Origin of the sequence: Streptomyces sp. NPDC002176 (genome assembly GCF_044903645.1) — a bacterium.
GTDB lineage: Bacteria > Actinomycetota > Actinomycetes > Streptomycetales > Streptomycetaceae > Streptomyces.
The window spans coordinates 824,240-836,511 of record NZ_JBJDQW010000003.1 but is presented as its reverse complement, the minus strand read 5'-3'; the positions used below and the strand labels follow the sequence as shown (position 1 = coordinate 836,511).

Genomic DNA, 12,272 nt, shown 5'->3' with positions numbered 1-12,272 from the left:
GGGAGATCCGCGAACGCGATGTCCTTATCCCGCCGGTCACCGGGCCTTCGCGGGACCAGCCTGGGACACATGACGACACACGCCACGACCCTCCACACCGCGCGCGCCATCACGGCAACGGTCCTCGCCGCACTGCGCGCCTCGGACGACGCCGGACGCCCGACGACCCCCCTCGCCGACCCCGAGGGCGGCGCCCCGCTGCGCTGCTGCCTGCGCCGCAGCGAACCCGGTGAGCACATCGCCCTGGTCTCCTACGCGCCCCTGCGCCGCTGGGCCGCCCACACCGGCGCCGAACCGGGCGCGTACGACGAGCAGGGCCCGGTGTTCATCCACGCCGACCCCTGCGGCGGACCGGCGTCCGAAGGCGGGCTCGCCTTCACCGACGCGCACCGCGTGCTGCGCCGCTACTCGCCCGACGGCCACATCCTCGGCGGCCGCTTGGTCACCCCGCCCGAGGACTTCGAGGCCGCCCTGAGCGAGGCGTTCACCGACCCCGAGGTGGCGCTCGTACACGTCCGGGCGGTGGAGTACGGCTGCTTCCTGTACGAGGTGCGCAGGCCATGAAAAAGGGGGCGCACCGCTAAAAAACGGCGCGCCCCCCAGCAGACTCAGCCCTTCAGCTCCGCCGCCACCAGCTCCGCGATCTGCACGGCGTTCAGCGCGGCGCCCTTGCGGAGGTTGTCGTTGGAGATGAACAGGGCGAGGCCGTGGTCCACCGTCTCGTCGGCGCGGATGCGGCCCACGTAGGACGGGTCCTGACCGGCCGCCTGGAGCGGGGTCGGGATCTCGGAGAGGGCGACACCCGGCGCCTGCGCCAGCAGCTCGGTCGCGCGCTCGGCGGAGATCGGGCGGGCGAAGCGGGCGTTGACCTGGAGGGAGTGGCCGGAGAAGACCGGGACGCGCACGCAGGTGCCGGAGACCTTCAGCTCCGGGATCTCCAGGATCTTGCGGGACTCGTTGCGGAGCTTCTGCTCCTCGTCGGTCTCGTTCAGGCCGTCGTCCACGATGGACCCGGCCAGCGGGAGCACGTTGAAGGCGATCGGGCGCTGGTAGACGCCCGGCTCGGGGAAGTCGACCGCGTCGCCGTCGTGGGTGAGCTTGTCGGCGTCGGCGACGACCTTCTGTGCCTGCCCGTGCAGCTCGGCCACGCCCGCGAGACCCGAGCCGGAGACGGCCTGGTAGGTGGCGACGACCAGCGCCTCGAGCCCGGCCTCCTCGTGCAGCGGGCGCAGCACCGGCATCGCGGCCATCGTGGTGCAGTTCGGGTTGGCGATGATGCCCTTGGGGCGGTCCGCGATGGCGTGCGGGTTCACCTCGGACACCACCAGGGGCACCTCGGGGTCCCGGCGCCAGGCCGAGGAGTTGTCGATCACGACGGGCCCCTGCGCGGCGACCTTCTCCGCGAGCGCCTTGGAGGTGGCGCCGCCCGCGGAGAAGAGCACGATGTCGAGGCCGGAGTAGTCGGCGGTCGAGGCGTCCTCCACCGTCACGCCGTCCAGCACGGTCCCGGCCGAGCGGGCGGAGGCGAACAGGCGCAGCTCGGTGACCGGGAAGTCCCGCTCCTTGAGGATCTTGCGCATGACCGTGCCGACCTGACCGGTGGCTCCGACGATTCCGACCCTCACGACGACTCCCTCTGTCTGTCCCAGTACCGGGTCACTTGCTTGACCGGCACTTTTCCATCATGCGGCCGACACAGGGCCGCGTGTCCAATCCTTTGTACGGGTGTGCCCGAAGTGGGGGACACCCGTGGCCGGGCGGACGGCCCGCGGACCTGCGGTCCCACGCGGGGAGCGGCCGCAGAAGTTCCCTCCCCCGGACCCGTCGGCCGCAAGCCGTGCTGTCCGGTCCCTGCCCGTCCGGCCCCCCGCCATACGGAGGTGTGACGCACGCCGCACACGCCGAAGGGGCGGGCGCCCACCAGGACGCCCGCCCCCTCCACCAGGGAAATCAGCCGGTTACGGCGTGACCTTCCCGATCTGCACACTCGCGGTGCCCGCGACCGTGCCGCGCGCGTTCACCAGCTGGACGCGGCCGAAGAACTCGCGGCCGGCCGGGGCCTCGGCGGCGGCCGTGACCTGGCCGGACACCGTGGCGGAGGCGCCCGTGGCGAGCTTCACCGGGGCCGAACCGTCGACCGTGACCGCGCCGAGGGCGTCGGAGAAGAACACGTCCCGGTAGTCGTAGTCGGTGGAACCGGCCGGGACCGAGTAGCCCACGACCTCGACCGTGTACGTGCCCGCGGCGGGGGACGGGACGGAGACCGCCTCCTCCGAGTCGCCGTCGGCGGACGTGCCGACCACCTTGCCGGACGCGTCGTAGACCGTGAGGTCGAGGTCGGCGGCCGGGTCCGAGACCTTGCCGATGGCCACGTCGAGCGACTTGGCACCGGCCGGGACGTCCACCGTGGTGGTCGCGGTCTCGCCCTCCTTGATCGCCGGGCGGGCGGCCTTCGCGGAGCCGAGCGGGCCGCCGACCAGCTTGCCGTCGAGCGCGGCGTACTTGTTGGTGACCTTCCAGGACGCGGTGGCCGGGACGCCCACCTTGGCCTCGGGCACCGTCACGGTCTCCGGGTCGAAGACCGCGCCGAGCACGGAGACGTCCAGCTGGTAGGGGTTGTCCAGCAGGGGCGAGGTGCGGCGCGCCTCGACCTCGACCTCCCAGACACCGGCCTGCGGGTCGGCGTAGGAGCGCACGTCGGCCTTGCAGCCGTTGCCGTCGAGGTAGTTGTTGTAGCAGTACGGGGTGCCGGTGTTGTCGACCGGCGTGCCGTAGGGGTGGATGGCGATGAACCGGGTCTGGCTGCCGGACTTCAGGCCGCCGATGGCCACCTCCAGCGACTTGGCGCCCTCGGGCACGGTCAGGAAGTACGAGCGGGTGCTGTTGCGCTGCACCGAGCCGGAGACGGAGCGGGTGAAGTCCACCGGGCTCGCCACCACGACCGTGCTGAGGATCTGCTTGTCGACGCCCACGGTCAGCGGGTCGTCGACGCGCAGGATCGCGCTCTTCAGCCCGGCCGACTTCGGGGCGGCCTCCACCTTGACGGTGACCGGCTGGTTCAGCGGCAGCTTCACCAGCGGGCTGCCGACGACGCGGAAGGTGTGCTCCGGGTCGTTGCCGAAGCTCAGCAGGTGCCAGACCGCGCGGTCGGCACCGGTGGTGCGGGTGACCGTGACGTCGTACGTCTTGCGCTGGCCGGACTTCAGGCCGCCCTCGCGGTCGTAGAGGCCGGTGCCGAAGCCGGGGGTCTTCAGGGCGTAGTCGATCGCGGTGTCGACCGGGGCCTTCACCGTGTACTCGTGCGCCGAGGCGCCGAGCCGGATCGCGGTCCAGGCGTCCACGACGTCGATCAGGCCGGAGCCCTCCTCGTACGCCTGCGCGCCCGGGATGTGGTGCGCGGTCGAGGTCAGCGCGGTGCGCAGCACGGCCGGGGTGAGGTCGATGTTCTTCTGCTTGGCGGCGCTGATCAGCAGCGCGCTCGCGCCCGCGGCCTGCGGGGAGGCCATCGAGGTGCCCTGGAGCATCGAGTAACCGGCGGGCAGGGTGTAGCCCGACTCGGCGACCGGGGAGCCGGGCAGCCAGGTCTGGGTGGTGTTGATCGCGGCGCCGGGCGCGGTGATGGTCGGCGTGAAGCCGCCGTCCTCACGCGGGCCGCGCGAGGAGAACGGCATCAGCGCGTACTTGGTGTCCACCGCCGAGCCGTAGTTCGACGCCCAGGTCTCCTTGGAGATGGCGGCGCCGACCGAGACGACCTTGTCGGCCAGGCCGGGGTCGCCGATGGTGTTGGCGCCGGGGCCGGAGTTGCCCGCCGAGATGACGAGCTGCACGCCGTAGGTGTCGATGAGCCGGGTGTACAGCTCGGCACGGGCGTTGTTGCCGTCGTTCAGCGCCGGGAGACCGCCGATGGACATGTTGACGATGTCCACGCCCCGGTTGGTCACCAGGTCGATCATGCCCTCGGTCAGGGCGACGTTGGTGCAGCCGCCGGACCAGGTGCAGGCGCGCGAGGAGACGATCTTCGCGCCGGGCGCGGCACCGTTCATCTTGCCGCCGAACAGCCCGTTGGCGGCGGTGATGCCCGCGACATGGGTGCCGTGCTCGGACTCGATCACGCCGATGTTGACGTAGTCGGCCTTGGCGCCCGAGGCGTTGTAGACGACGTCCTTGCGGACCTCGACCACGAACGGGATGCGCTCGACGACGTCCGTCTTCGGGTCGTCGGTGCCGAAGTAGCCGACCTGGTAGCCGTCCTTGTACGCCTTCATCGGCGCGTTGTTGCCGAAGTCCAGGTCGTCGTCGGTGTCGACGCGGACCGTGCCGGTGGCCGGGTCGTACAGCACGCCCCAGGCGTCGGTGGTGTCCCCGTCGCGGTTGAGGTCGCCCTTCATGTCGCCGCCGGTGGTGGCGGACTCGTACAGGTAGTTGAACTTGTAGGCACCGGCCGGGGCCTTGAAGGTCTCCGCGTTCGCGCCGGAGCCGACCGAGAAGGACGGGCCGGAGACCGCGGCGGTCATCCGCCGCCAGGTGCCGTCGCTGTCGTTCACCGGGTCGGTGGAGGTGACCCAGTCCACGATCTTGCGCTCACCGGTGGTGGTCTTCTGGAGCGCCGGGTGGCCGAGGTCGACACCGGAGTCCAGGATGCCGATGGTGACCCCGCGCCCGTCCGCCTTCGGGTTGTTCTTCACGAAGTCGACGGCGCCGGTCTCGAAGGACGGGTTGTACGGGTTCTTCGCCGGGGTCTTGCTGTCGGGCGCCGGGTAAGTGGCGGCCGCACGGGCGTCCTTGGCGTCCTTCGCGGTGTCCGCGCCCGGCGCCGGGTCGTCCAGCGGGATCTCCTGGCGCAGGTCGATCGCGTGCACCGAGGACAGCTTGGCCGCGGCGGCGATGACCGAGTCCGCCTGGGCGGTCGGGACGGTGGCGCGGACGTAGCCGACCTTGTCGAAGGTGCGGCCCACGGTGCCGACCGTGTCCAGCTGCGCGGCGACCTGCTCGGTGGAGCCCGGCGCGGTGGCGATCATCATCGTGACGCTCTTGGCGCCGTCCGCCTTGGCCTCCGCGAGCCGGTCGGCGTCGTCCGGACCGAGCTTGCGGGGCGCGGACTTGGCGCCCGGGTCGGCGGGCGGCGCGTCGGCGGCGAGGGCCATCGGCACGGGGCCGGCCGCACAGAGGGCGGCCACCACGCCGACGGCCACGCTCAGACGCGCCAGGCGTCTCGGGCCGGATATCGGATCACGGTCGGGGGAGTGGGTCATCGCATCCCTTAGTCGGTGAGGGTTGTCCGCGAGGTCCAGTGCCGGACCAGCGCAGCCTTTCCCAAGCGACCGATCTTTGGGGTTCGTTGACCGAATCGAAATCCATGTATGGGGAAAACCCGCGATGCGATGTGTGCGGTTGGGGACCGAATAAGCATGAATTCGCTCGGTTCCCCGGCGGCGCGCGCTAACGTCCGGGCATGCGACGTAAGTTGAGGGTGGCGGCCTACGCCGTGTGTGTCCGGGACGGACAGCTCCTGCTCGCCCGCTCACCCGCGCGCGGCGGTGGCCATGAGTGGGTACTGCCGGGCGGCGGCGCCGAGTTCGGCGAGGACCCGTACGACACCGTGCGCCGCGAGGTGACGGAGGAGACCGGCTACCGGGTGGAGGTGACCGACCTGCTCGGCGTGCACACCAACCGGGCGGTGCTGCCCGGCCGTTTCCCCGGCCGCGCCGTCGACCACCACGGCGTCCGGCTGCTGTACGCGGCGCACGTCACCGGCGGCGAACTGCGCAACGAGGTGGGCGGCTCCACCGACCTCGCCGCCTGGCACGACCTCGACGCGGTGTCCGGGCTGCCCCGTGTCTCCCTGATCGACACCGCCCTGCGCCTGTGGCGCGACCGCCCGCCCACCGGCCGCCTGGGCGCGCTGAGCGAGACGCCCTAGCGGGGCAGCACCACCACGTACGCCGCCGGATCGCGGTCACCGGCGGCCATCAGTGCCGTGCGGACCACCGCGGCCTGCTGCTCCGCCGACTCCCTCAGCTTCCTCGGGGTGATGTGCACGACCGTGATCCCGAGCCGCTCCAGGTGCTCCCGCTTGCGGGCGTACTCCGACCAGGTCGCGTCCTCGTCCTGGCGCGGGGCCCGGGTGTCCAGCTCGACGGCGACCGCCTGCTCGGGCCAGTAGGCGTCGAGCCCGCCCAGGTGGGGGCCGCCGGGCAGCCGCAGGTCCACGTTCCACACCGGGTCGGGCAGCCCGTACCCGGTGACCATCCGGTACAGCCGGTCCTCCGCGACCGCGCGGCCCTCGGCCACCAGGGAGTCCACCGCGTCCACCACATGGGCCCGGCCCATCAGCCTCGCCTCGGTCAACTCCCGTACCAGCGCGGCCGGATCGCAGTGCCCGTCGCGCACCGCCTCGGCCAGCAGCCGCCGTACCGTGTCCGCGTCGCTCAGGTGGGCCACCGCGTCCGCCACCGCCCGTACCACCGGCGCCACCGGCAGACCCGCCACCGGCCGGGCGACGGGGAGGTCCGGGGTGCGCACCACCCGCACGTACCCGGTCGAGCGCAGTCGGCGCAGCCTCGGGACCAGGACGTCGATCCGCTCCAGGGACACCAGCGGGGGAGCGGACGGCAGCCCGTGCAGGGCCAGCGCGGCCAGGCCGGTGAGCATCGCCTCCGCGTAGGCCCCCCGGTGCGGGTCGCCCGCGCCCGGCTGGGCGGGCACACCCGGCACCGACTCGCGGGAGCCGTACAGCAGCGCGCCGTGCAGGCGCTCCTCGCTCGTGGGCGCCCCGGAGTGCAGCAGGACCACGTTGGGCAACAGCAGCCGCCAGGGGCCGTCGGCCCGGCACCGCTCGTTCAGCTCGGCCGTCGTCACCCCGTGGGTGCGCAGCTGGGCGGCGGTCAGGACCCGGCGGTGGACCTCGGTGAGGTGGCGGAGCGGGCGGGGGGAGAGCGGGGTGTCGTGCGTCATGGCTCTGGAATGCCCTACTTCCGGCCCACCCGTAACCGCTGTTACACAGCCGTCGAAAAATGCGGACAACACGGTACTAAAGGACGGGTGTTCGGGTGCCGAATAGGCCGCGAAAACCCCTGGTCCGTTCGGGGGAGGACCAGGGGTTACGGGTCGCCGTGCCCGGATTCCGTAACGGTCACCGGGCGATGAAGCTCAGGCCAAAGATCAGGCGTCGGCGTCGCACTCCTGTGCGCGCAGCGCCCGTGCCAGGTCGTCCCGCGCCTCCAGCACCAGCCGCCGCAGCGCCGGGGCCGCGTCCGCGTGCTCCGCCAGCCACGCGTCGGTCGCCGCCAGGGTCTCCGGCCGGTCCTGGTACGCCGGGAACAGCCCGCTGACGAGGTGCATGGCGATCTGGATCGACCGCTCCCGCCACACCCGCTCGAGCGCCGCGAAGTACTTCTCCACGTACGGCGCCGTCAGCTCCCGCTGCCCCGGCTGGCCGAAGCCCGCGATGGTCGCCTCCACCAGCGCGTTGGACAGGGCGTCCGACTCCACGACCTGCGCCCACGCCTGCGCCTTGACCGCCGCCGAGGGCCGCGCGGCCAGACAGCGCACCTGGTGCCGCTTGCCCGACGCGGTGTCGTCGCGGGCCAGTTCGGCCGCGAGCACCTCCTCGTCGGCCACCCCGTGCGCGGCCAGCGGCTCCAGGAACGCCCAGCGCAGCTCCTGGTCCAGGGCCAGGCCCTCGACCGTCTCGGTGCCGTCCAGCAGCTCCGTCAGCAGGGCCAGGTCGGCCGGGCCGGAGGCGACCGTGGCGAAGAACCGCGCCCAGGCCAGCTGCTGTTCGCTGCCCGGCCCGGCGGCCCGCAGCTCCTTCAGCGCGCCCTGCGCCAGCAGTTCGCCGCCCGCCGCCCGCCACTCGGGCGCCGCGTACCGCTCCAGGGCGGTACCGGCCCAGGCGTGCAGCATCTGGAGCACGCCGATGTCGGACTCCCGGCCCGCGAACCGCAGCACCAGCGCCACGAACTCCCGCGCGGGCAGCAGGCCGTCCCGCGTCAGGTTCCACAGCGCGGACCAGCACAGGGCGCGGGCGAGGGGGTCGGTCAGGTCGCCGAGGTGCTCGCGGAGGGTGGCGAGGGAGGTCTCGTCGAAGCGGATCTTGCAGTAGGTGAGGTCGTCGTCGTTGACCAGGACGAGGTCGGGAGCCTCGGCGCCGACCGTGTACCCGGCGACCGTGCGGGGCCCGTCGACATCCAGCTCCTCACAGGAGTACCGCTTCAGCTCCCCCTCGGGGGTGAGGCGGTACAGCCCCACCTTCACCCGGTGCGGGCGCAGTTCGGGATGCGACTCCGGCGCCTCCTGCACCACGGCCAGCTCCGCGATCCGGCCCTCGTCGTCCAACAGCACCTGCGGAGTCAGGGAGTTGACCCCGGCCGTCTGGAGCCAGGAGCGGGACCACGCCGACATGTCCCGTCCGCTGGTCTCGCCCAGCACCGACAGCAGGTCCGCCAGCCGGGTGTTGCCGTAGGCGTGCCGCTTGAAGTAGCGCCGGGCGCCCTCCAGGAAGGCGTCCTGGCCGACGTACGCCACCAGCTGCTTGAGGACGGAGGCGCCCTTGGCGTAGGTGATGCCGTCGAAGTTGAGCTTGGCGTCCTGGAGGTCGCGGATGTCGGCGGTGATGGGGTGCGTGGAGGGCAGCTGGTCGGCGCGGTACGCCCATGCCTTGCGGCGGTTGGCGAACGTCGTCCAGGCGTCCTTGAACCGGGTCGCGCCGACGTTGCCGAAGGTGCCCATGAAGTCCGCGAAGGACTCCTTCAGCCACAGGTCGTCCCACCAGACCATGGTGACGAGGTCGCCGAACCACATGTGCGCCATCTCGTGCAGGATCACGTTGGCCCGCGCCTCGTACGACGCCTGCGTGACCTTGCCCCGGAAGATGTACTCCTCCCGGAAGGTCACCAGTCCGGGGTTCTCCATCGCCCCGAGGTTGTACTCGGGCACGAACGCCTGGTCGTACTTCCCGAAGGGGTACGGGTAGTCGAAGTTCTCGTGGAAGAAGTCCAGGCCCTGCTTGGTGATCAGGAAGATGTCGTCGGCGTCGAAGTAGGGCGCCAGACCCTTGCGGCACATCGCGCCGAGCGGGATCTCCAGCGTGGACCCGTCCTCCAGCACGCGCTCGTAGGAGTCCGTGACGTAGTGGTACGGGCCCGCGACCACGCAGGTGATGTACGTCGAGATCGGCTTGGTCTCCGCGAACCGCCAGACACCGTCGGTGAGTTCACCGGCGCCGTTGCTCCACACCGTCCAGCCCTCGGGGGCGCGCACCTCGAAGCGGTAGGGCGCCTTGAGGTCGGGCTGCTCGAAGTTGGCGAACACCCGCCGGGAGTCGGCCGGTTCGTACTGGGTGTAGAGGTAGACCTCGCCGTCCTCGGGGTCCACGAAGCGGTGCAGGCCCTCGCCGGTGCGGGAGTAGGCGCACTGGGCGTCCACGGTCAGCTCGTTGTCGGCGGCCAGGTCCGTGAGCGCGATCCGGGTGCCGTCGAACACCTCGCCGGGGTCGAGATCGCGGCCGTTGAGCGTCACCGAGGTCACGCTCGGCGCGATCAGGTCGGCGAAGCTGGTCGCGCCCGGCTCGGCGCAGCGGAAACGGATCGTGGTCACCGAGCGGAAGGTGCGGGGCTCGCCGTCGGACTCGCCCACGGCGGAGCGCAGGTCCAGCGCCACGTCGTACCCGTCGACGGACAGCAGGGCGGCTCGCTCGCGGGCCTCGTCGCGGGACAGATTCTCACCGGGCACGGGCGGCACTCCCTTGGGGTCGCAAGATTCAGGCTCTGAACGGCACGATCCTGCCATGCGGCCCTGACCGGCGGCAGCGGGGAATTGCGGGGCGGGGGGCGCTGTTGCCGCTGGAAAAGACCTTCTCGCGAGGAGAGACATGTCCGAGACCGCGACCACGTCGGGCAAGACCCCGGTGGACTTCTGGTTCGACCCGCTCTGCCCCTGGGCCTGGATGACCTCCCGCTGGGTGCTGGAGGTGGAGAAGGTCCGTGACATCGAGGTCCGCTGGCACATCATGAGCCTCGCCGTCCTCAACGAGCCCCGGATCGACGAGCTGCCCGAGGAGTACCGGGACATGCTCGCCACCAAGGCGTGGCAGCCGGTCCGGGTGGTCACCGCCGCCTGGCAGAAGCACGGCGCGGACGTCCTCGGCCCGCTGTACACCGCGCTCGGCACCCGTATCCACAACGAGGGCGAGGGCCCGACCCGCGAGGCCGTCGTGGGCGCGCTCGCCGAGGTCGGCCTGCCCGCCGACCTGATCGACTACTTCGACCAGACCGACTTCGAGTTCGACGCCGAGCTGCGCGCCTCCCACAAGGAGGGCATCGAGAAGGTCGGCCAGGACGTGGGCACCCCGGTCATCGCGGTCCCCGGCCCGGACGGCGAGCAGATCGCCTTCTTCGGCCCCGTGGTCACCCCGGCCCCCAAGGGCGAGGCGGCGGCCCGCCTGTGGGACGGCACCGTCGCGGTCGCCTCGGTACCGGGCTTCTACGAGCTGAAGCGCAGCCGCACGGTCGGCCCGGACTTCAGCAACCTCTGACCGGCGCGTGAAGAAGCCCCCCGCGAGTCCTGTCCTCGCGGGGGGCTTCCTTCATCCGCCCGCCGGTGAAGGTTGAGAAGACGATCACGAGGCGGGAGCCTTATTGCAAGTTACTTGCAACTACACGCTAGCAACAGAACGCGGGTCTTGGGTACGGGGGTACGCGAAGGCCCCCGCGTGTCGTCCACGCGGGGGCCTGTCGGGAAGGGCTCAGCTACGGGCGCGCGCCCGCTGTCGGACGTACCCGGCCGCCGCCAGGGCCAGGGTCAGGCCGCCGGTGGAGTACAGCTGTACGCGCGTGTCGGGCTGCTCGGCCATCAGGACCAGGATCACCACCATGCCCAGCAGCGCGGCCCAGGTCAGCCACGGGAACGCCCACATCCGCACGGCGGGCGGCGCCTCACCGGCCCGCTCGGCGCGGCGGCGCAGCAGGAGCTGGGAGACGCCGACGAAGATCCAGACGACCAGGATGACCGCGCCGATCATGTTCAGCAGCCACATGAACACGTCGTCCGGACGCCAGTAGCTCAGCAGCACACAGCCGAAGCCGAACACCGACGAGACCAGGACCGCGATCCGGGGCACCCCGCCGGACACCCTCGCCAGCACCCTCGGGCCCAGGCCCCGCTGGACGAGGGAGTGCAGCATGCGCGAGGAGCCGTAGATGTTGGCGTTCATCGCGGAGAGCAGCGCGGCCAGCACCACGACGTCCATCACCTGGCCCGCGCCGGGGATGCCGAGGGTGTCCAGGGCGGCGACGTACGGGCCGCGCTCCACGACCTCCTTCGAGTCCCACGGCACCAGGGTGACCACGACGGCCATCGAGCCGATGTAGAACAGCGCGATCCGCCACATCGTGGTGCGCACCGCGCTCGCCACGCCCCGGACCGGGTCCTCGGACTCGGCGGCCGCGATGGTCACCGTCTCCAGACCGCCGTACGCGAACACCGACGCGAGCAGGCCGAGGACCAGGCCCTGGCTCCCGTGGGGCAGGAGGTCGGTGAGGTGGGAGGTGCCGGGGGAGTGGGTGCCGGGCAGCACGCCCGCGATGGCCAGCACGCCGAGCAGCAGGAACGCGCAGATCGCGGCGACCTTCAGGGCGGCGAACCAGAACTCGAACTCGCCGAAGTTCTTCACCGCGGTCAGGTTCGCCCCGCAGAAGACCAGCATGAACAGCGCGACCCAGGCCCACTGCGGGGTCCCCGGCAGCCAGCCGCTGACGATCTTCCCGGCGCCGATGCCCTCCAGGCCGACGACCGTGCACTGCATGACCCAGAACGACCAGCCGACGGTGAACCCGGCCCACGGCCCGATCGCCCGCTCGGCGTGCGCGGAGAACGAACCCGACGACGGGTACGCCGACGACAGTTCGCCCAGCATCCGCATCACCAGCAGGACCAGCAGTCCGGAGAGGGTGTAGGCGACGACGATGGACGGGCCCGCGGCGGCGATACCGGCGCCGGAGCCGACGAACAGGCCCGCGCCGATCACACCGCCCAGGGCGATCATGGACAGGTGGCGCTGTTTGAGGCCGGAGGAGAGCGGGACGCCCTGCTGCTGCTCCTGCGGCGCTTGCGTGGTGGTGCTGGGCATCGGCGCGGCTCGTCCAGTGCGGTAGGTGGGTAAAAACTCCCCCAGTCTGGGCGAAGTCGGCCTGCGGGTAGGGGGTGTGTCCGGTATGCGGACGCCTCGCTTACGGAATGCTTACGTCCACTTACCGTACGGCGGAGAGGTCGGT

At 71.6% G+C, this 12,272-nt stretch carries 8 protein-coding genes; 3 read left to right on the top strand and 5 right to left on the bottom strand.

Annotation, left to right across the window (positions count from 1 at the left end):
* Positions 1-69 precede the first annotated feature (69 nt).
* Positions 70-564: a DUF1203 domain-containing protein gene (locus ACI2LY_RS17645; RefSeq protein WP_404707914.1), complete on the top strand. Its 495-nt coding sequence runs from the start codon at positions 70-72 to the stop codon at positions 562-564.
* Between the two features lie 44 nt (positions 565-608).
* On the opposite strand, the gene ACI2LY_RS17640 is transcribed toward ACI2LY_RS17645, so the two are convergent.
* Both ACI2LY_RS17640 and ACI2LY_RS17635 read right to left on the bottom strand, forming a co-directional pair.
* A complete protein-coding gene (locus ACI2LY_RS17640) occupies positions 609-1,625 on the bottom strand; it encodes an aspartate-semialdehyde dehydrogenase (protein WP_404707913.1) in 1,017 nt (338 codons plus the stop codon).
* 333 nt (positions 1,626-1,958) lie between these two features.
* Complete coding sequence (locus tag ACI2LY_RS17635) at positions 1,959-5,252, bottom strand: S8 family serine peptidase (protein WP_404707912.1); 3,294 nt, start codon at positions 5,250-5,252, stop codon at positions 1,959-1,961.
* A 200-nt stretch (positions 5,253-5,452) separates the two neighbouring features.
* Here ACI2LY_RS17635 and ACI2LY_RS17630 point away from each other — a divergent pair, with 200 nt between their 5' ends.
* On the top strand, positions 5,453-5,920 hold the full coding sequence (locus tag ACI2LY_RS17630) for an NUDIX hydrolase (protein WP_404707911.1): 468 nt from the start codon (positions 5,453-5,455) through the stop codon (positions 5,918-5,920).
* Here ACI2LY_RS17630 and ACI2LY_RS17625 read toward each other — a convergent pair.
* Together ACI2LY_RS17625 and pepN are read right to left on the bottom strand one after the other, a co-directional pair.
* Entirely contained in the window at positions 5,917-6,954 is a 1,038-nt protein-coding gene (locus tag ACI2LY_RS17625) for a hypothetical protein (protein WP_404707910.1), read from the bottom strand. The two genes, ACI2LY_RS17630 and ACI2LY_RS17625, sit on opposite strands and share 4 nt — an antisense overlap.
* Before the next feature lie 207 nt (positions 6,955-7,161).
* On the bottom strand, positions 7,162-9,732 hold the full coding sequence (pepN, locus tag ACI2LY_RS17620) for an aminopeptidase N (protein WP_404707909.1): 2,571 nt from the start codon (positions 9,730-9,732) through the stop codon (positions 7,162-7,164).
* Between the two features lie 139 nt (positions 9,733-9,871).
* Between pepN and ACI2LY_RS17615 the strand changes: the two genes are divergently transcribed.
* Entirely contained in the window at positions 9,872-10,534 is a 663-nt protein-coding gene (locus tag ACI2LY_RS17615; protein WP_404707908.1) for a DsbA family protein, read from the top strand.
* A gap of 210 nt (positions 10,535-10,744) precedes the next feature.
* Here ACI2LY_RS17615 and ACI2LY_RS17610 read toward each other — a convergent pair whose 3' ends face one another.
* On the bottom strand, positions 10,745-12,127 hold the full coding sequence (locus tag ACI2LY_RS17610; protein WP_404707907.1) for an amino acid permease: 1,383 nt from the start codon (positions 12,125-12,127) through the stop codon (positions 10,745-10,747).
* Between the last annotated feature and the right edge of the window lie 145 nt (positions 12,128-12,272).